At 69.7% G+C, this 19662-nt stretch carries 18 protein-coding genes and 1 pseudogene; 9 read left to right on the top strand and 10 right to left on the bottom strand.

Annotated features, from left to right (window positions below):
- Positions 1-5 precede the first annotated feature (5 nt).
- From VXC91_RS13170 to VXC91_RS13160, 3 genes are read right to left on the bottom strand one after another with little or no spacing between them, the layout of a single operon-like run.
- The gene (locus tag VXC91_RS13170; RefSeq protein ID WP_329507340.1) at positions 6-1295 is read right to left on the bottom strand and encodes an ATP-binding protein; all 1290 of its coding nucleotides are present in this window, start codon (positions 1293-1295) and stop codon (positions 6-8) included.
- A complete protein-coding gene (locus VXC91_RS13165) occupies positions 1295-2008 on the bottom strand; it encodes a hypothetical protein (RefSeq protein WP_329507339.1) in 714 nt (237 codons plus the stop codon). Before VXC91_RS13165 ends, VXC91_RS13170 begins: the two co-directional genes overlap by 1 nt.
- A 60-nt stretch (positions 2009-2068) precedes the next feature.
- Entirely contained in the window at positions 2069-2575 is a 507-nt protein-coding gene (locus VXC91_RS13160) for a protein-tyrosine phosphatase family protein (RefSeq protein ID WP_329507338.1), read from the bottom strand.
- Between the two features lie 97 nt (positions 2576-2672).
- Here VXC91_RS13160 and VXC91_RS13155 point away from each other — a divergent pair, with 97 nt between their 5' ends.
- Entirely contained in the window at positions 2673-3476 is an 804-nt protein-coding gene (locus VXC91_RS13155) for a nuclease-related domain-containing protein (protein ID WP_329507337.1), read from the top strand.
- 5 nt (positions 3477-3481) lie between these two features.
- Here the strand turns inward: VXC91_RS13155 and ligD are convergent, their stop codons facing one another.
- Entirely contained in the window at positions 3482-4363 is an 882-nt protein-coding gene (gene ligD / locus VXC91_RS13150; RefSeq protein WP_329507336.1) for a non-homologous end-joining DNA ligase, read from the bottom strand.
- Between the two features lie 51 nt (positions 4364-4414).
- Between ligD and ku the strand changes: the two genes are divergently transcribed.
- Positions 4415-5446 carry a non-homologous end joining protein Ku gene (gene ku / locus VXC91_RS13145; protein WP_329507335.1) on the top strand — a complete coding sequence of 344 codons (1032 nt, stop codon included), beginning with the start codon at positions 4415-4417 and terminating at the stop codon, positions 5444-5446.
- Between the two features lie 120 nt (positions 5447-5566).
- Here the strand turns inward: ku and VXC91_RS13140 are convergent, their stop codons facing one another.
- Positions 5567-7195 (bottom strand): esterase-like activity of phytase family protein, encoded by a 1629-nt coding sequence (locus tag VXC91_RS13140; RefSeq protein WP_329507334.1) that lies wholly within the window; start codon positions 7193-7195, stop codon positions 5567-5569.
- Positions 7196-7589: 394 nt separating this feature from the next.
- Here VXC91_RS13140 and VXC91_RS13135 point away from each other — a divergent pair, with 394 nt between their 5' ends.
- Positions 7590-8171: a hypothetical protein gene (locus tag VXC91_RS13135; protein ID WP_329507333.1), complete on the top strand. Its 582-nt coding sequence runs from the start codon at positions 7590-7592 to the stop codon at positions 8169-8171.
- A gap of 170 nt (positions 8172-8341) precedes the next feature.
- On the opposite strand, the gene VXC91_RS13130 is transcribed toward VXC91_RS13135, so the two are convergent.
- Positions 8342-9586 (bottom strand): MFS transporter, encoded by a 1245-nt coding sequence (locus VXC91_RS13130; RefSeq protein WP_329507332.1) that lies wholly within the window; start codon positions 9584-9586, stop codon positions 8342-8344.
- Between the two features lie 134 nt (positions 9587-9720).
- Between VXC91_RS13130 and VXC91_RS13125 the strand changes: the two genes are divergently transcribed.
- On the top strand, positions 9721-10689 hold the full coding sequence (locus VXC91_RS13125) for a LysR family transcriptional regulator (RefSeq protein ID WP_329507331.1): 969 nt from the start codon (positions 9721-9723) through the stop codon (positions 10687-10689).
- A 316-nt stretch (positions 10690-11005) separates the two neighbouring features.
- A pseudogene (locus VXC91_RS13120) lies at positions 11006-11131 on the top strand (DUF4442 domain-containing protein); the annotation flags it as partial.
- 27 nt (positions 11132-11158) lie between these two features.
- Here the strand turns inward: VXC91_RS13120 and VXC91_RS13115 are convergent.
- Together VXC91_RS13115 and VXC91_RS13110 are read right to left on the bottom strand one after the other, a co-directional pair.
- The gene (locus VXC91_RS13115; protein ID WP_329507330.1) at positions 11159-11380 is read right to left on the bottom strand and encodes a LexA family protein; all 222 of its coding nucleotides are present in this window, start codon (positions 11378-11380) and stop codon (positions 11159-11161) included.
- A complete protein-coding gene (locus VXC91_RS13110; protein WP_329507329.1) occupies positions 11377-11610 on the bottom strand; it encodes a hypothetical protein in 234 nt (77 codons plus the stop codon). Before VXC91_RS13110 ends, VXC91_RS13115 begins: the two co-directional genes overlap by 4 nt.
- Before the next feature lie 234 nt (positions 11611-11844).
- On the opposite strand from VXC91_RS13110, the gene VXC91_RS13105 reads away from it, so the two are divergent.
- Positions 11845-12327 (top strand): L,D-transpeptidase, encoded by a 483-nt coding sequence (locus VXC91_RS13105; RefSeq protein WP_329507328.1) that lies wholly within the window; start codon positions 11845-11847, stop codon positions 12325-12327.
- A gap of 380 nt (positions 12328-12707) precedes the next feature.
- Here the strand turns inward: VXC91_RS13105 and VXC91_RS13100 are convergent, their stop codons facing one another.
- Positions 12708-13799 carry an ABC-2 transporter permease gene (locus VXC91_RS13100; RefSeq protein ID WP_329507327.1) on the bottom strand — a complete coding sequence of 364 codons (1092 nt, stop codon included), beginning with the start codon at positions 13797-13799 and terminating at the stop codon, positions 12708-12710.
- Positions 13800-13880: 81 nt separating this feature from the next.
- Between VXC91_RS13100 and VXC91_RS13095 the strand changes: the two genes are divergently transcribed.
- On the top strand, positions 13881-14309 hold the full coding sequence (locus VXC91_RS13095) for a MarR family winged helix-turn-helix transcriptional regulator (RefSeq protein WP_329507326.1): 429 nt from the start codon (positions 13881-13883) through the stop codon (positions 14307-14309).
- Positions 14310-14508: 199 nt separating this feature from the next.
- A complete protein-coding gene (locus VXC91_RS13090; protein ID WP_329507325.1) occupies positions 14509-16578 on the top strand; it encodes an ATP-binding SpoIIE family protein phosphatase in 2070 nt (689 codons plus the stop codon).
- 664 nt (positions 16579-17242) lie between these two features.
- On the opposite strand, the gene VXC91_RS13085 is transcribed toward VXC91_RS13090, so the two are convergent.
- Complete coding sequence (locus VXC91_RS13085) at positions 17243-18661, bottom strand: carboxypeptidase regulatory-like domain-containing protein (RefSeq protein ID WP_329507324.1); 1419 nt, start codon at positions 18659-18661, stop codon at positions 17243-17245.
- Positions 18662-18879: 218 nt separating this feature from the next.
- Here VXC91_RS13085 and VXC91_RS13080 point away from each other — a divergent pair, with 218 nt between their 5' ends.
- Complete coding sequence (locus VXC91_RS13080) at positions 18880-19449, top strand: TetR/AcrR family transcriptional regulator (RefSeq protein ID WP_329507323.1); 570 nt, start codon at positions 18880-18882, stop codon at positions 19447-19449.
- Positions 19450-19662: the final 213 nt, after the last annotated feature.

The following is a 19662-nucleotide window of genomic DNA, read 5'->3' as shown; positions in this document are numbered from 1 at the left end:
TCGGCTCAATCGGCCCTTTCAGGTACGCCGTGGGTCACCGGCTCCGGCAGCCTCAGCGTGGCCACCGCCCCGCCGTCCGGGGCGTTGGCGAACTCCAGCGCTGCGCCCAGCACCCGTGCCTGTCCCAGCGCGATCGTCAGCCCGAGACCATGACCTCTCCCGCCGCCCTCGGTCCGGAAGCGCTGCGGTCCGTGGGCCAGGAGGTACTCCGGATAGCCGTCTCCGTGATCCCGTACGGTGGCCCGCGCACCGTCGACGGTCAGCACCACCGGACCCCGTCCGTGCCGGTGCGCGTTCGCCACCAGATTGCCGAGCACCCGCTCCAGGCGGCGACGGTCGGTCTCGACACGCGCGTCCCGCACCACCCGCACCTGAGTCGCGGTGCCCGAGGCCCGCACCACCCGTTCGGCCAGCGGTGCGAGCTGCTCGGTGTCCAGGTCCAGACGCTCGCTCTTCGTGTCCAGGCGGGAGATCTCCAGCAGGTCCTCGGTGAGCGTGCGCAGCGTGGCCACCCGGTCGCGCACCAGCTCGGTCGGCCGTCCGGGCGGCAGCAGCTCGGCCGCCGCGTGCAGCCCCGTCAGCGGGGTGCGCAGCTCGTGTGCCACGTCCGCGGTGAACCGTTGCTCGCCGAGCAGCTTGCCGTGCAGGGTGGCCGCCATCGTGTCCAGGGCGCCGGCGACCGCGGCGACCTCGTCCTGGGGGCGCGTCGGGTCCTTCGTGTGCGGGTCGTCCACCCGTGCGTCCAGGTCGCCTGCGCTGATCCGCCGGGCCACCTGCGCCGTGGCCTGCAGCCGCCGGGTCACCCGGGTCACCGCGAACGCCCCGACCAGCAGCGTCACGCTGATCGCCAGGGCCGAGGACCACAGGATCGCCCGGTCGAGGGCGGCGATGATACGAGCTCCCTGCCGATAGTCGACCTGTACGGCGAGTGCCCGTCCGCCGTCGGCCGGGCCCGCCGCCCACATCGTGGGCTGGGTGTCGCCGGTTCCGACCATGGTGCCGCGGCGCCCGCCCGCCGCCAGGTTCCTGAGCCGGGCGGGCAGCCCCGGAAGGTCGATGCCCGCCCGGAGCGGCAGCCGGTCGCCCGCCTCGTACGCCTGTGCCGCCTCGGTGAGCCGGTCGAGCGCCCGGCCCCGGGCCTCGCCCACGGTCCGGTCGGTGACCTGGACGTGGACGAGCACGCCGAGCAGAGCGGCCAGACCGCAGCACATCACGGTGATGAACGCGGCTGCCTTCCAGGTGAGGGTGGCGGTCCAGTGGGGCAGCCGCCCCAGGGTGCGCGTCACGGAGGTCATCAGGCGCTCTTCGACGGAACCGGCGAAACCCGCCGGCGCGGCGGTGCGGTGCCCGTCCGCAGGATCTCGTCCCGGCTCGCCAGCATCGCGTGCTGGTGCGCGTCCCAGGTCCACACGGTGCGGAACTCGTACCCCGGCAGCGTCGACGGTGAGCGGATGAGCACGTCGCGGCCCGCAAGCTCCACGCTGATCACACTGTCCGAGGTGCCCATGACCTGGACCAGCCGGTGGTGCTCGACGGTGTAGACACGCACCGCCAGCTGATCGCCCGGGAAACGGATGCCGAGCACCATGTCGTCCCTCCCGTCTCCGGTGAGATCGCGGTAGTAGGCGTCGAGGAGCGGGCACCTGCGGCCCGCGGTGCCCTTCTTGCCGCAGTCCGCGAGCCGCTCGCGGGTCGGTGCGTAGAGCGCGTTCGGGCCGGAGTACGTGTCCGGGTGCGCGGCGACCTCGGCGCGGAAGACGTCCAGCGGCGGTACCCGGTGGACGTCGTCACCCGCAACGGTGACGCCGCGCACGGTCTCGGTGTCCGCCACGCCGTAGTCCAGGGCGGGGGTGGAGGCGGGCGCCAGCTGCGGCCACAGCCTGACCGGTCCGACGGCGGTGGCGGTCGGACCCGCCGAACGCAGGGCGCCGGCGTCGCCGCACCCCGCCACGAGCAGGGCGGTCGTGGCGAGACCGAGGGCTGCGCGCACATGACGGCTGGGGAACACGGGGCACGTCCTTTTGGTCACCTGCTGGCCGGTTGCTCACTCTATGACCGGACGGCGGTATCACTCGGCGAGTTCCTCCAGGAGACGGACCGTGTCCAGTCCCGCCTGCAGATACTCCACGAACAGCTTGTTGTGCAGCGCCCAGGGTCCCCGGCGGGCGCGGATCATCCGGATCGCCTCGTCGGCGGAGTGACCGGCCCGGATCAGCGCCTGCGCGACGACCAGCCCCGAGCGGTTGTACCCGTGGTAACAGCGGACGAGGACCCGGCGCCCGTCCTCCAGCGCGTCGTCGGCGGCCTGGGCGAGCCGCATCACACCCGCGATCTGGGTCCCGTCGAGCGGACCGTCCGGTATCGGCCACACATGGTGTTCGACCCCCTCGTCCGGGCCGTGCCCCGGCAGTCGCAACAGGGTCAGCACCAGATCGAACTCATTGCATACGACAGCGAGTTCCAGCCCTCCGGAGCGCCCCGTGAACTCGTGGCCGCCCATCCACAGGCCGGGCACGATCTCGCTCCACGGGCTGTCCGGAGCGGGAACATCGGGTTGCATTCCGCGGGTCCGCAACGGCGCCTCCCACCGACTCCCCAACTGCTCACAAAGGTATCCGGGTTCTTGCCCCTGGAGCACCCCGCCTGTTCCCATGGACGAGGGGTGATGGTGCATGAGTGGACTGCGCGTCATACCGACCTGGCGGCACGGGCAGGAACGCCTGTACGTGTGCGGCACCGACGGCAGGAACGTCGCCTGGTACGACCGGGAGGCGGGCCGGGTCAACCTGCTCGGCGAGGACCTGAGGCAGGACGTGCTCGACGCACTCGGCCCGTTCCTGACCGGCCCGGTGACGGTGGGGCCGCCGCCCGTCCCCACCCCCGCGGAGCTGGCCCGGCTCACGCTGCACCCGGACGACGACCTGGCCCCGAACCGGCCCGGCGAGGCCCTGCTGATCGCACTGGACCGCACCCCGAAGCCCACGCATCGGCTGCGCACCGATCCGCGGCGCCGGGCGCTGGCCGCCGAACAGAAGACCGGCGAGGCCCTCGACCTGATGGAGGGCGCGGGCTGGCACACCCTGCACTCGGTGCCGCTGCCCGGTGGGGACCGCATCCACCATCTGGTGATCGGCCCCGGCGGCCTCTTCGCGGTGTGCTCGCTCGACGCCCGCCGGCAGCGGATCCTCGTCGCCGACCCGATGGTCACGGTGGGCCGCCACGAGCCGCTGCCGCTGCTGCGCCGGGTGCGCGCCGACGCGGGCCGGGCGTCGTACGCGCTGACCGCCGAGGTCCAGCCGGTCCTGGTCCTGGTGGAGCCGGGCCATGTGGAGATCACCACCCCGCTGCGGGAGATCCCCATCCTCAAGGACACGGATCTTCCCGGCCTCGCCCGGCTCGGCGGCATGCTGAAGCCGGCGGACGTGGAGGCGCTGCACGCGATGGCGCGGGACCGGCACACCTGGTCGAGCGTGTGACCGGTTCAGGGCAGCGACGCGGCGCGGGCGGGGTCGAGGAGCGGTGCCAGCAGGTCGCCGTACGCCTGGAGCCGGGGGGCGATGTCCGGCGCCCGGAAGACCAGGCTGTCCGGGGACGCGCAGTCCGCGACCTCCTCCCATGTCACCGGCGCCGACACGCTGGGTTCCGCCCGGGCGCGCAGGGTGTAGGGCGCCGCCGTCGTCTTGCGTGCCGCGTTCTGGCTCCAGTCCACGAAGACCTTCCCGGGCCGCAGGCTGCGGGTCATGCGGTGGACTACCAGGCGGGGCATCGCCTTCTCCGCCGCCATGGCGAGCTGTTTGGCGTAGTCCGTCGTCGCCGGCGACGGTGTCGGCGACACCGTCGCAAGCAGGTGCAGTCCCTTCGAGCCGGACGTCTTCGCGTAGGTCTCCACCCCGTCCGCCGCGAGCCTCTCCCGCAGCCACAGGGCGACCTCACAGCACTCGACGACGGTGGCGGGTGAGCCCGGGTCGAGGTCGAAGACCAGCCGGTCCGCCTCGTCGGGGGCCTGGACACGCCACTGCGGAGTGTGGAACTCGGTGACCAGATTGGCCGCCCACATCAGGCTGGGCAGGTCCTGGATCACCACCATGCGGGCCGGACCCTCCGAGCGCGGCACCTCGGCCGTGGCGACCCAGTCGGGCGTACCCGGCGGCACATTCTTGGTGAAGAAGACCTGGCCGTCGGGTCCGTCCGGATAGCGCAGGAAGGACATCGGGCGGTCGCGGAGGTGAGGCAGCAGGGCCTGTGCGGTGGTCGCGTAGTAGTGCAGCAGCTCGCCCTTGGTGAAGCCGGTCGCCGGATGGACCACCTTTTCCAGGTTGGTGAGCGCGAGCCGTCGCCCCTCCACCTCTGTGATCGGCGTCATACGATGAGAATCCCATGAAATCGCCCGATCTCCGAGGAAAGGAGGCGGAACGTGCGATCCATCTGGAACGGCACCATCTCGTTCGGACTGGTCAGCATCCCCGTCAAGCTGATGAACGCCACCGAGAGCCGCTCGATCTCGTTCCGCCAGATCCATCTGGAGGACGCCGGCCGGATCCGCTACCGCAAGTTCTGCGAGCTGGATGACCGCGAGGTGACTTCGTCGGAGATCGGCAAGGGGTACGAGGACGCGGACGGCACGGTCATCCCGATCACGGACGAGGACCTGGCGAAGCTTCCGCTTCCGACCGCCAGGACGATCGAGATCCTGGCCTTTCTGCCGGAGGACCGGATCGACCCCCTCCAGCTGGACACGGCGTACTACCTCTCCGTGAGCGGCCCCGCGGCCGCCAAGCCATACGCGCTGCTGCGGGAGGCGCTGAGACGCAGCGGAAAGGTGGCCGTCGCGAAGTACGCGCTGCGGGGGCGGGAGCGGCTCGGGATGCTGCGCGCGGTCGGCGACGTGATCGGCATGCACGCGCTGCTGTGGCCGGACGAGATCCGGGCGCCGGAAGGGGTGGCGCCCGACGAGAGCGTGACGGTCCGGGACAAGGAGCTGGACCTGGCGGACGCGTTGATGGACACCCTGGGGGACGTGGACCTGGACGAACTGCACGACGAGTACCGCGTGGCGCTGGAGGAGCTCATCGCCGCGAAGGCGGAGGGCAAGGAGCTTCCGCCGGCGCCCGAGCCCGAAGGCGGGAAGGTCCTGGACCTGATGGCGGCCCTGGAGAGGAGCGTGCGCGCGGCGAAGGAGTCGCGGGGCGCGGGAACGGGCGGAGCCGCGGAGGTCACGTCTTTGCCGGCGCGTACGGCGTCGAAGGAGGCCGGCGGCAGGAAGCGGACGTCGACGGCGAGGGAGGGGGCGGCGAAGAAGGCGCCCGCAAAAAGGGCGCCCGCGAAGAAGACGGCGGCCGCGAAGACGCCCGCGAAGAACGCGGCGGCCAAGAAGACGGCGGCCGAGAAGACCGCCGCGAAGAAGTCCACGGCCAAGAAGACGGCGGCGCGCAAGCGGACGGCCTGATGAGGCGACTCGTTACGGATGCCGCACCGTGTGCCGGCGGGCTGCCGCCGAGGACCGCTTCACCGGTCCGTGGCGACAGCCCGCCGTTGTTCACTCAGCGTGGGTCGGTACGAGGCGCTGTCAGCGCACCGTGAAGGTGACCGTGGCCGTGCTGGTCGCGGCCGGCAGCTTGGTGGTGTCGACAGCCAGGTACTCGCCGTCGTCCTGCTGCCCGCTCGGGAGGATCTTGGAGTGCAGGGTGTACGGCGCCGCGTCGTTGGAGACACCGTCGATGCCGAAGTCGCTGTCGTTGCTGATGATGAGGGTGCGGCCGTGGTCCGTGGTGGCGACACCCTCGACCTTGTCGTGACCGAAGAAGGCGCCGGTCGCGTCAAGGCGGGTGACCAGGGCGCCCAGGTCCAGGTACGGGCTCTTGGCGACCGGGGTGACGCCGGCCGCCTTCAGCGCGGCCCGGGCCGTGGCGGTGTCGTCCTCGCCCACGTAGGCGTCGATGGTCTGGTGCTTCGGACCGATCAGCAGCCCGCCCTCGGCCCCGTCGTACATGGCGCCCGCAACGTCGGCGGACGGGCCGACGTCGGTCGCGCCGCTGATGTCGATCTTGAAGAGCTTCTTGAACGCGCCGGGCTCCATGTTGCCGTCCCGCTCGTCCACGACGAACGTGGTGTTGCTGAGCGCGGTGATCTCACTGACCGCGCCGCTCGTCGCCTTCGGGTCGTCGAGCAGGTAGACGTACTCGTGCGTGGCGTGGGTGCGCAGGTTGTACGTCGCGATGCGCAGCACGGTGACGTTCTTGGTCTTGACGCCGGACGGCAGGTCGGGCTGCTGGAGCGCGGACTGCATCATGCCGACGAGCGTGCTGCCGTCGGGCGTGAGGGTCAGTCCCTCCATCCCCTTGTTCGGCACCCGGTTGGCCAGTTCGGCCGGGAGCGAGCCGTCGAAGGGGGAGAGGCGCTGGAGCGCCCGGCCGTCGCGGGAGAAATGGGTGATGAACGGGCCGTATTCGTCGGACACCCAGAAGGAGCCGTCCGGCAGGGCGACCAGACCCTCGGGGTCGTAGCCGTTCGGCGAGGCCGGCAGCGGGTTCCCGGCCAGGTCGATCAGCGACTCGCCGGTGTTCGCCCGGGTGTTCACGTGGCCGTTGTACAGGGTGCCGTCGGCGGCGCGCAGCGGGATCGTCTCGAGGACCTCCGCCTTGGTGCCGACCAGACGGATCTTGGCGATCGCCGGGTGGAAGTCCGGCAGCGGCAGCGCCTTGTGGCCGTCAGGGGTGTCCACGTTGGGGCCGCGGTCCGTGATCCCGTAGAACTCGTTCTTCGAACCGGGCACCGGGTAGAGCGACGATCCGTACGCCCCGCCCGAGATCTTCACCCCGCCGATCGTGGTGAGCGCCGGCAGATGGGTCCGGTACAGCCGGACGGCGTCGCTGACCGAGTAGTCGAAGCTGTCGGTGCCCTTGAATCCCGGGTTCGGGGTGTAGCCGAACGAACCGTCCTGCCGCACCGTCAGAGAACCGTGCGCGGTCTTGGTGTGCGAGACGAGCGTCACCGGCCTGCCGCTGTCGTTGGACAGGAAGCCCTTTCCGCGGACGGTCAGCGTCCGGCCCGCGTGGGCCGTGTAATGGTCGGAGCGTGCCTTGAGCACCGGACCCCGACCGCCGTGAGCCGTCGGTGCAGCGGTGGCCAGGCTGCTGCCGGCCAGCGACAGCACCACAGCGGTGGCTGCGGCGGTCGCGATCCTCAGACGAGACATGTGTTCCCCTCCTAGTCCGTGCGTCTCCTTGCGGGTGCACGACTGGCGAGCCTCTTTCCGTTACATGTCCGTTGCGACAAGGGGGATTTGCCGAAAGCGGCTGATCGTGTGACGGGAAGTTGGCCAACAGGCATGGCACTTGCCAAGCGGTGCTGAACGGGCCTTGGGCGCTGTGCGGGCGGCACGGCGGTCCGGGCCAGGTGTGGTCGGGCGCGTGGGAGTCCTCCGACGACGCCGAGATCGAGGTCCTCCCGTCGTCGGCGCGTTCGCCGGGCCGGGCCGGCGATCCGTGTGATGTCGGGGGTCGGCCCGCGGTCGCCGCGCGGTGCCACCTTCGGGTGAATCGCGCGCAGGCGCCTCGTCAGAAGCTCCGTTCGGGGCTACTTTCGAACACATGAGCGAATGGCGTGATGCGGAAGAGGTGCCGCTTCCGATTCCGGCCCAGCTGCCGGCGAGGGAGGAGGTGGAGTTCAACCGCACCGGCCTCTGGCTCACGCTCAGCCGCGGAGGCCGACGACAGAGGACGCAGGTCATCCAGTACCGCAACCTGCCGGACGGAACCCGGGCGATCCTCACGATCGTCGACCGGCCGACGCCGTCGATCAACATGGTGTGGGTCGCCTGGGATCCGGACCGCATGAGCCTGGAGTACACCTCGAGGGAGGTTCTCGCGACGGCGGAAGCGGAGTTGCGAGAGGGCGACGCCCGCACGATCGACACGGGCGAGATGCTCGACTGCTTCACGGGTGATCACACGGCCTACTGGCCGCACCGCGACGTCGAGGTGCGCGTCGGCGGGCTCTGGCGCCCCGGCAGATTGCGCTGCCTCTATCGCGGGCCGCGGGGCCGGGCCGTGGCGTTGGTGATGACGTCGTTGTACGAGCCCGACTGGGGGGCATGGGTCGCGTTCAAGCGGATGTACCGCTGGGATCCGGCGGCGATCAGACCGGCCGGTCCACCGGACCGGCGGCGTTGAGCGCGTCCCGCGGTTCGGGAAGCACAGGCGGCGAGCGGGCCGCCGCACCGCGGGCGAACTCGGCCTGGCGGGCGAGCGGTTCGGTGTCGTGGCAGCTCGCAGGCGGCCGTACGGATGCGGAAGGCACCGGCGTATCGACGAGCCGGGCCTCGTCGTGGACCTTCGGCGCGTCAGGTGAGACTCGTGGCCTGTCCCCTCGTGTTCCGGGGCGCCTTCTCGCGACGGGGGAGCAGCAGCGGGGTGGCCAGGAGGAGCACTCCGGCGATCGCGATCGCGGCGCGGGGGCCGGTGAGGGCGGCCAGCAGACCCCATACGGCGGTCAGCGCCGCGATGGCGGCACTGCTGCTGACCGACCACGCGGACAGGGTGCGGGCGACCCGGTCGGGGGCGGTGTGGCCGAGCCGGTGGGTGGCCAACACCGTGTTGTACAGGGCACAGCAAGTCACCAGGCCGAATTGGACAGCGATGATGAGCACGATCCCGGGGACTCCGGGCCGGACGAAGGTCAGACCGACAGGCCAGCACACACGCAGTGCCCCGGCGGTGACGATCACCTTGTGCTGCCCGAACCGCGCCACGAGTCGGTGCGCCAGCCGTGAGCCGATGAGGCCACCGACGCACGGCACCGCGAACGCGAGACCGTACTGCCAGGGTGCGAATCCGAGATGACTCAGCAGGAGCACGGCGAGCAGCGGCTCGGAGGCCATGATCAGGCCGTTGACCACGATCGTGTTGAAGAACAGCGGGCGCAACGTGGGGTGGGCCAGGATGTGGCGCCAGCCTTCGAGCAGATCACCTGCCCGCAGCCGCGATGCACCGGTCCGCGTGGGGCGCGGTTCCGTTCCGCCGATGGCGCGGATGCCCAGCGCCGAGAGCAGGTAGCTGACCGCATCGGCCACCACGGTCGTCATCGGGCCGAACATCCCGATCGCGGCCCCGCCGAGCGGTGGTCCGACCGTGGTCGCGGTCCACATCGTGGACTCGAACCGGCTGCCGGCGATGAGCAGGTCCCCCGCCGGCACGAGCGCCTTCACATACGCACCACTGGCCGCGTTGAAGGCGATGTTGGCCGCGGCCACGACGACGGAGACGACAAGGAGTTGGGCGAAGCTGAGGCGGCCGAGCGCGAACGCGGCGGGGACGCTGATCATCGCCGCGCACCGGGTCAGGTCCATCGCGATCATCACTGACCGCTTGCGGCGGAACTCCACCCACGGACCGAGCGGCACGGCGACCACGGCCCCTACCGCCCGCCCCGCGGCAGCCAGCGCCGCCACCTGGGTCGGCCCGGAGTGCAGCACGAGGACCGCGATCAGGGGAAACGCCCCGAACCCGAGCCATGTGCCGTAGGAGCTGACGGCATACGCCGCCCACAGCCACCCGAACCGCCGCCCCAGCGCCCGCCTACCCGGCATTCCCACCGCACCTCTCGCCGATCTGGACAACCACACGCTGACCCTCGGCATCAAAGCGAGCAGCAGACCGGCTGATCAAACAACCATCGGGACGGGAAAGTACAACCGTTCGTTGTGTCGTTACCGTGGCCGGCATGCATCTTGATGCTGTGCGCACCTTTGTGGCCGCCGCGGACGCGGGGCGGTTCCAGGACGCTGCCGCCGAGCTGTCGATCACCCAGCAGGCCGTCTCCAAACGCATCGCCACGCTGGAGAAGATCCTCGGCGTACGGCTGTTCACCCGCACCGCGCGAGGAGCGCAGCTCACCATCGACGGACAGGCGTTCCTGCCCCACGCCCGCGATCTCCTGCGGGCCGAGGAGCGGGCGGTCGCCTCGGTCCGTCCCGGGCGCCGGGCGCTGCGCGTCGATGTGATCGGCCGACGGCTCGCCCCGGCTGCCGTGCTGCGAGACTTCCATCACGCGCACCCCGAGGTCGAGCTCGACGTCGTGACGCTCTTCGACGCCGACGCGGCCGTCGACGCCATCCGGTCCGGCACGATCGACGCGTCCTTCCGCGCCGTCACCATGCCCGGCCGGCGGCTCCCCGACGACATCGCGGTCGTCCGGGCCTTCGACGAGCCCGTCCAACTGCTCACCGGCCCCGCCCACGAGCTCGCCGCCGCCCGCACGGTCGGGCCGGCCGAGCTCGTCGGACACCGGATCTGGATGCCCGGCATCGTTCCCGGAACCGAGTGGGCCGCCTACTACGACGCCCTGGCCGCCGAGTTCGGGCTCACCATCGAGATCACCGGCCCCGACTTCGGCACCGAGCCCCTGCTGGACACCATCGCCGACTCCCGGTCACTGGCGACCTTCGTCGGCGAGCGGACACACCTCGTCTGGCCCGCCGATCACGGCCTGCGGCGGATCACCGTGCGCGACCCGACACCGGTCTACCCGCACTCACTGGTATGGCACCACGACAACTCTCACCCGGCCCTCGCCGCACTCCGCGACCACCTCTGTTCAGAGCGGTTCGACCACTCCGGCACCGAGACCTGGACACCGGCGTGGGCTTGGAGGGGAGGACCACCGCGCAGCCCGGCGCCGGCGACATCGTGAGCCGGGCGGACGCCCGGCAGGGGCTGTCGCGCGCGGGGCATGCCCGGTAGCCGACACGGCGGAGCCGGACGGGGCGCGGTGGCCGCCGGCTCGGCGTTCTCGTCTCGAAGGGTGGGCCGGTGCGGCAGAGGTCTTCCGTTTTGGTCGACGGAGGCGTACGTTCCGCTTACCCCGCGACGGCGCTTTCGAAGGCGCTGGCCCGCCGGTACCGGGACGGCGGGCCGCGCGGGGGCCAATTGCCCGGCCCAGGCGTCGTCCTGGGCGGACGTTGCCGTTCGGGCACTTTTCGAACCTGCGCCCGGCGCTTGGAAGATGAGGCCGTGTGCACAGCGTGCTTCCGAGCCGGTCCGAAGCGACCCAGCGGCACGGCTACCTCCACGCCTGCGCCACCAGCGCCGTCGCGGACACGGCGGGTGGATACGCGGCTCACCCATTCTTCCCCCTGCCGCTCTTCCCCCTGCCGCGCCGACTATCGCGGCAGGGAGATGCCCCGACCCCTACCGCGGCGCATGCTCCGGTCGATGACCCCGAGCTGTTCCATCCTGTCGAGCTGGTACGCCACGGACGACTTGCTCGACAAGCCGACGGCTTGACCGATCTCCCTCACCGAGGGCGCCTCTCCGTGCTCGGTGATCCAATCCCTGATGCACTTCAGGATGCGTTCCTGGCGTTCGGTCAGGTGGTCCTTCACGAGGCTTCCGCCTCCTGTGACCGGACCTGCTGACGCAGTTCCACTTTGGCCGCTGGCGATCGCCCGGCCTCGGTGTGCCAGTACGGGTGGGCGGCGAGCCGGCTGGAGAGTTCCCGCAGGCGTCTGCGCAGCACTGCGGTCTGAGGAGGTCGCCGGGCGAGCGCTTCGTAGGTGCGGTTCCAGTCGCGCTGGGTCTGCATCAACTCGGGTGGGAACGTCCTGTGCGCCATGGCTCGAATTCAATCACGTGTTCGATTTCTGGTGCGAGAGCATCTGCGAGACTCCTGGCGCTGACCTGTGACCGAGTGCTCCAGATGGCGGAAACCATAAGATATAGGGCAAAGTTGCCTCGAGGTCAGGGGCAGAATGCTCCGGTCTGTACGGGAGAGCGGCGGTGATCTGCAATGGCCCACCCACGCCAAGTCCCACGCCCACGCCTTCGTGACACCACCCGGCTCACACTGGTGGGTGCCCTGACAGTTGTCCTGACGCTGGTCGCCGGTCCCGCCCGGGCGGACTCCGCGGGCCACGTCACGACGATCGACGCGGCAACCCACCGGATGACCGTCACGGATCACGACCGGACGGTCATGACCTTCCCTGTGAGCTTCGGAAAACCCGGCTTCCCCACGCCGTCCGGAACGTTCCACGTGCTGGGCAAGGACGCGGTCGTCAAAATGACCTCGTGCAGCGCGCGCATCACGTGTGATCCGGGCAATCCCAACTACTACGTCCTCACGGTCCATTGGGCGGTGCGCCTGACCAGTGGCGGCGTGTTCGTGCACGCGGCCCCCTGGAACAGCGCCGTCGGCCGGATCGACATCTCCCACGGCTGCATCCACCTGAACACGGCGGACGCCCAGCGCTTCTACGCATTCAGCCGGGTCGGCGACACGGTCATCGTCAAGAACACCGGCAGCGTCCGGGGCGGCCCGAGCGGCCCGTAGCGCGCGGCCTGCGCCTCGGCGTGGGAACGAGCATCCATGTCTCGTCGACGTCCGCAAAGAACAGCTGCGGGGTCAGGAGCGCCATTGCCCCGCGAAGGGCCTGGAACACCGCCGTGTAGTCGATCTCCGGTTCTGTCATGTCCGTCTCGCCTGGACGCAGTGATGTCTCCGATGTCCCTTTTTGCGCGACAGGCGCTGCGAGTCAGGGCTGCGGTGATCGTCTCGGCTGGTGCGGCCCTGCGAACAGCGGGCCTGGCGGGCTTTCCGGTCGATGTGGGGCCGGAGGGTGCGCTGTGTCAGCGCTCGCGTCCAGCCGTGCGCCCGCAGCGTCTGTGGGGTGCTGGGCCCGCTGAACCGGGGCGCCCGAGCCTGTGACGCTGTCAGACCGCGACGGCTTCGCCCATTTCCTCCTCGGTTGCCTCGTCTTCGGTGGGCTGCCTCTCGTTCGCCGGTGGGGTTGGTGCGGGGGCAGGGGCGGTGCGACGTTCGGTCACCGCGGCGGCGGCCAGCAGCAGCAGTCCGGCGACCAGCCAGAGAACCAGGGTGAGGACGCAGCCGCCGGAGTCTGCCGAGTCGAAGTAGAGCAGGCTGCGTACACCCTCGACGAAGCCGGCGCCGTTCCAGAAGGCGTGCAGTGCGCCGAAGAAGCCGTTCTGCAACGCGGGCTGGAAGATGCCGCCGGAGCTGGTGAAGTTGAGCATGACGAACAGCACCATCAGTGCCAGCGTCGTCCAGCGCTTGAGGAAAGTGTGAAGGGCGATGCCGATGGTGAGGATCCCCGCCGAGTAGAGCAGGGCCATGCCCCACAGCCCGAGCAGGTGATGGTCGGCGATGTGGAAGACCGGCCCGGCCAGCACCGTTCCTATGACGCTGACCACCAGAGCGGTGCCGAGGCCGATGACGGCCCGGATTCCTACGCGGAGCGTCGCACCACCGGCGCTGATGGCGGCGACGCTGGCGTAGGAACCGATGCTCAGCGCGACCAGCAGGAAGAACAGACCCTGGCCCGTGGGGTCACCGCTGGAGAGCTGGGACAGGTCGGTGACGCGCATCGGTGCGCCCTGCTTGCCGGCCACGGTCGTGAACACGGCCTCCGCGGCTGCGGCGGAGGTGTCGGAGTTGGCCTTGGCGACCAGGAGCTCGGGGTGTTTGGCGCTGGGCACGTAGGCGCTGACCAGGTCCCGGTCCATGATCTGGCGCTGCGCGGCGGCCCGGTTGGGCACGGTGGTGACATCCAGCGCGTCACCGGCTCTGTCCTTGATCGTCTGGGCCAGCACCTGGTAGCGCGGCGAGGAGCCGATGACGGCCACTTTCAGCCCGTGCGCGTGCGGCGCGTGGAAGGCTCCGAGGTAGGCCATGCCCATACCCAGGCACATCAGCAGCGGCGTGAGCAGGAGGATCACCACGTGGCGGACGGTGTGGCGTGTGGAGGTCACTGTCGGCCGCTCTCCGGCCAGACGGTGGGTACTCATTGAGGGCTCTCCTTCGCGTAGATGGTTGTAAACTACATGTGAATATCGTTGTATGCGACAACTACTAGGAGAGTGCTCGTCATGTCCGACCGTGAGGCCTCGATGGACGTCATCCAGCGCGAACTCACCTCGTTCGCCCGCCGTGCCCGGCAGAAGGCCGCCCAGCTCCACCCGGAGCTCTCACTGGTGGCGCACAGCATGCTCGACCACATGGACAAGAACGGCAGTTGTCATGCCGCCGACCTCGCGGGCCATTTCATGCTGGACAAGTCCACGGTCAGCCGTCAGATCACCATGCTCGAGGCGGAGGGCATGATCGTGCGTGAGACCGACCCGGACGACCACCGGAGGCAGATCGTGAAGCCGTCCGAGAAGGGCCTGGACCTGCTGAAGGGGGCCAACCGGCAGCGTCGTGCCTCCTTCGAGGAGCGGTTCACCGACTGGGACGACACCGACGTGGCCCAGCTGGCCGCCTACCTGCGGTCTTACAACGCAGCCGACGTCGACTGAGCTCGGGGCGACAACACCGGACGCTCGCGCTCCCGGCCTCCGCTCGGCCGGCTGGATGCGGCGAGGGGTCTACGGGACCTGAGAGCCCAAGGTCGCTGACCTGGGGCCGGCTCGTTCATGCCACCGGTCACAACGCGTTCGGCCCGGGCGGGGCGATGTGTCCGGTCGTGTGGGAGTCTGAATCCGGGAGGGAGGTTTTATGACTTCCTTTTGGCGTGACGGGCGGGGCGTCTTCTGGCTGCTCGTCCTCGCTCTTGTGTTGATCTCCGTCCTGCAGTTCGAGGCGGCGGGCCGCGGCCTCGTCCGGTGGTCGGGATACTCGGTGCTGATCCCTCTCGTGGCCGCCGCGCTGCTGCCGTTCTGGCGCACCCTGATCGTGGGAGCCCTCAGCCTGGCAGCGATCATCGCTACCTACGGTTTCCTGGTCAGCGGGGTCTCCGTGGGCGGCCGGGTCGTCGTCGTCTCGGCAGTGGCGGTCTCGTTCGGCGTCAGCCTCCAGGTCTGCAGAGTTCGTCTGGACCGGGAGGAGCGCCTGAAGCGAATCATGATCGCCCGGGACCGGCTCGCCCTTCTGAGTGAGGCGAGCAAGCGCATCGGCGGCACTCTGAATGTGGCACATACCGTCAGAGAGCTGGCCGAGGTCGCCGTCCCACGGTTCGCCGACTACGTCACCGTGGACCTGTTCGGCGCCGTCCTGCGGGGCGAGGAACCCCCCACCGCACCGCTGGCGGGTCCGGTCTCTCTGCGCCGCGTCGCTCAGCGGTCCGTTCTTGCGGGCTGCCCGGAAAGCGCGCTGAAGGCGGGGGAGGGGGAGACCTATCCGCCGGTGTCGCTGCCCGCCCGTTGCCTGGCCGCGGTCCAGCCTGTGCGGGCCCAGTTCCTGGAGGGCGCGGACGTGGACCAGTGGCTCGTGAGCGACCCGCGCCGAGCCGCCTTGGTGCGCGAATACGGCATTCACTCGGCGATCGCGGTGCCGCTGTGTGCCCGGGGGAGCGCTCTGGGAGCGGCGATGTTCATGCGCCATGAGCGGCCTGATCGGTTCGATGCCGACGATCTGGTCCTTGCCGAGGAGATAGTGGCACGCGCGGCGGTATGCGTGGACAATGCCCGCCGCTACACGCTGGAGAGGGAAACCTCGCTGACCCTGCAACACAGCTGCCTGCCGCGACACCTGCCCAAGCTCGCCGCGGCTGAGGTGGTGAGTCGTTATCTGCCGGCAGGCTCCGGCGTCGGTGTGGGCGGCGACTGGTTCGACGTGATCCCGCTGTCCGGCGCTCGGGTCGCGTTGGTCGTCGGTGACGTGGTCGGCCACGGTCTGCAGGCCTCGGCCACCATGGCCCGGCTGCGCGCTGCAGTGCGCGCCCTGGCCGACATGGACCTGCCGCCCGACGAACTCCTCACCCACCTCGACGATGTCGTCATTCGGCTCCGCGCCGAGGGCGAAGACGGCGGGGGAGGCCCGGGCGCACCAGAAGCCGAGGACAGCGCGGGGGAGATCGGCGCCACCTGTCTGTATGCGGTCTATGACCCTGTCGCTCACCGCTGCGCGCTCGCCCGCGCCGCCCACGTCCCGCCCGCTGTCGTCATGCCAGATCACAGCACTGAGATCATCGACCTCCCGCCCGGCCCTCCCCTCGGTCTGGGCGGCTGGCCATTCGAGTCCGTCGAGGTGGACCTTCCTGAGGGGAGCCTGCTCGTTCTCTACACCGACGGCCTTGTTCGATCCCACGGCTACGACCTCGACAGCGGACTGCAACGACTCCTGACAGTCCTTGCGCGGCCCGAGGAATACCTCGATGCCGCTTGCGAAGCCGCTCTGAGGACCATGCGCGACGATCAGCCCACCGACGACGCGGCCCTGCTCATCGCTCGTACGCACATCCTCGATGCGGACCACGTCGCCACCTGGGATCTGCCCGCCGATCCCGCCGTCGTCGCCGAGGCCCGCGACCATGTGTCCAGTCAGCTGGCCGCCTGGGGCGTCGAGGATGCGGTCTTCACCACCGAGCTCGTCGTCAGCGAGCTGGTCACCAACGCCATCCGCTACGCGAGGCCCCCCGTCCAACTGCGCGTCATCCTTGAAAGGGGCAGCCTGACCTGCGAGGTGTCGGACGGCAGCGACACATCTCCGCACCTGCGGCGGGCCCGGACCTACGACGAAGGCGGGCGTGGCCTGTTCATCGTCGCCCAGCTTGCAGAGCGCTGGGGGACCCGCCACAGCCGGGACGGCAAGACCATCTGGGCCGAGCAGGTCGTAGAAGCCGTCTGAAGGGTCGTTCCCGGGCTGGGTGCGGGCCCAGACCTATGTGCGCAACACCATCGTCTTCGCCGGCTCCGCCCTCGCCATCGTCGCCGTCTGACCACACACAAACGCCCCGCTGCGGCGGACACGCAGGCAGGGCCTTCCCGGCGGTGACGCCGCCGGGAAGGCCCTGCACTTCTTGGTACGTCCGAGTGTCCCGCGGACACGTCCGGGCCGCCTCACCATCCGGAACGAGCCGCCGGATCTCTGACCCGCGCGCTCAATCCTCCGTGTCACAGACTCGCGTCCCGGCAAGGCCCGGTGACGCACCGTCAGTCTTCGGTACCACCGGATCGTAGGTGACCCCCACACCTGCTCAGCGGATCGCCGCACCCACCGGGCACTCACCTGCGATCGTCCGGATCGTCCGCGCGGCACCTGACACCCTTTGTCGACGCCGTCGACGACAAGGCGCGTCAGTGGTGGTGGCCGTGCCGGCCGAGGGTCTCCACGGGGGTCGCGCCGGGGCGGGTCCACTGCGGTGCGGGGCGGCTGGTCGGGCCCCAGGTGGCGTTCCCGGGATCGCCCGTGACGCGTCGCTACTGACCATCCTCTGCCTTGCGATGCACGGCAGAGGACGCTGCGGCCTGATCCGACGCGACATGCGATGTCTCAGCCTGGCCCGACCGACTCATCTACCGATCGTTGTCGTGTGAACCTCGTTGGACGGCGTCCGAGGTGACCACCCCTTGGGGTGGTCATGCATGGTGAAGTCGGCCCGGACGGCCACACCCTCCTGCAGCAGCTTTTGGTACACCACCGGACTGTGGCCGGGGCGCGAGACCACGACGCTGATGTATCCCTCGGGTAGACCGGTCACGGCGTACTCGCCCTGAGCGTTCGTCCTGGTCCGTACCAACTGTCGGCCACTGGTGTCCATGACGGTCACCGCGGCCTGACGGACGGGCTGCTGCTCGCTGTCGTGGACGACGCCCTCCAGCATCGGCAACGGCTCGCCGAAGTGGTGGTGGTGGTGGACCGGGAGTGCGGTAGGCGTGGGTGCCTCGACGGACGGGTCCTCCACCGGCGGCTCCTCGATGACCTCCACCTCCTGCTCTTCCTCCGCGTTGCGGCGTGCGGCCGCGCGGTGGTGCCGCAGGGCAGCGAGGCCCTGCAGGGCCAGACCCGCGGTGATCCACGCGCTGAGCACGAGGACCGGTTTGAGTACACCCGCATTGTCGAAGTAGAAGATGCCCTTCAGGGCGTCCACCGCGTTGCCCAGCGGCATGACGTAGTGCAGGTACTGGAAGAACGTCGGCAGCAAGGGGACGGGGGACACACCGCTGGTGGGGATGCTCAGCACGATGAACAGGCCCATACCCACCAGGGGGAAGAACTGCTTGGTGAAGGGCGCCACGCCGGCGGAGAACAGGGCCACCGCGGTGGTGAGCGAGAAGGAGATCGCCAGGGCCGAGGGTTCATTGGGGAGGTAGTCCAGCCACACGCCGGTGTAGAAGCCCGCGACGCTGAAGACGGCGGCGACGCCCACGATTGTCAACAGCTTCTTGCGGCGGTTGAAGGTCACCGCCCGCATCAGGGTCGTCGCGAGGATGTACCCCGGGATGCTCCAGGCGACTCCGAAGTAGACCAGGACCGTGCCGTTCTGGTCCTTGGTCACCGCGGACGCCACCTCGGTGACCTTGAGCTTCTGGTGGTTGTGCGCCGAGAGCGCGGTGAAGCCCTTGGTCAGCGCCAGCTCGAGGGACTTACCGTTGGCCTGGGCCACATACAGCACACTCTGTCGGCCATCGACGACGTAGCCCGCCACGGCGTCCCGGTCCAGCACTGCCTGGCGGGCGTCTTCGGCGTCTGCCACGGCAGTGACGTCGAACCCGTCGGGATGCTGCTTCTGCAGAGCGGCGTCGATTTTCTGTGCCATTGTGCGGGGCGCGACCACGATCTTTGCGTGGTGCGGTTGGGGCGCATGCAGGGCCGGCGCCAGGCAGAACAGAAGCCCGAGGAAGAGCACCGTCGGGAACATCACGGTCTCGGCCAGAGTTCGGGCCAGGGATATGCCATGAGGGCGCTCGACCCGGTGTCGATGTGTCACAGGCTCACCCCTCGGGGGCCACGGTGAGCTCTGGGGCCAATGCCCCCGACCCTGCGTTCCGCACGTTCTGCGATCGTCACTCGCGGTCCAGCCGGTTCCATGGCGCCCGTTCTCCGTTCCCTGCATCTGGTCGTCGCCACTGCAGTGCTGCGTTAATGTACCGATCGGCACATCAATGACGTGTGGACCTTACGCGTACCGACCGGTACAGTCAAAGCGTGCCTCGCCCTGTCAATGTCGAAAAGCGTGCCGACCTGCTGAAGCAGGTTGTGCACCACCTCCAGCACCACGGTCTCGCGCAGACGTCGCTGAGTTCGCTCGCCGACGCCGTCGGCACCACCAAGCGCATGCTTCTGTACTACTTCGGCAGCCGCGAGAACCTGTTGTCCCAGGCGCTGGCCGCCAATCGTGCCGACACCCAGGCGATGTTCGACGACGTCCAGGACACCGACGGCGTGCGCAAGGCCGCCCATGCCCTGTGGGAAGCGGTTACCGTCGGGGAGCAGTCCGGAGCGATCCGCATGCTGCTGCAGCTGCTCAGCCTGGCCGCCACCGATCCGGAGCAGTACGGCGATCTCGCCGCCGAGTCCGTCGAGGTCATGACGCACCCGATCGCCGTCGCCTACGTTCGATTGGGTCACCCACCCCAGCACGCGTGGGCAGAGGCCACGCTGCTCGTCTCCGGCCTGCGCGGACTGTGCGAGGATCGCCTGGTGACCCATGACGTCGCCCGCACTGACGCGGCCGCCCACCGCCTGATCGAGGTCGCAGTCGCCGCTGCCGACTGACGCTCACCACACGTGCCCGGTCCGCGGCCGAACGGCCCTACGACGCCCCTCGGTGAATTACCACCAGAGTCGCGGCGTTCTTGAAAACCGTCTTTCGGGTGCGATCAGCAGCCGGTGTACCAATCCGCTGCGTGGCACACCAGCGGGGCGTAACCGGCCCACGACTCTGACGCGTAAATAGAACCTGATCAGCGGTGGTGCGGGCAGGTCTGC

The sequence above is a fragment of the Streptomyces chiangmaiensis genome, from assembly GCF_036281785.1.
GTDB classification, from domain to species: Bacteria; Actinomycetota; Actinomycetes; order Streptomycetales; family Streptomycetaceae; genus Streptomyces; species Streptomyces chiangmaiensis.
The sequence above is the reverse complement of the archived record's forward strand: the minus strand, read 5'-3'. Positions and strand labels throughout refer to the sequence as shown.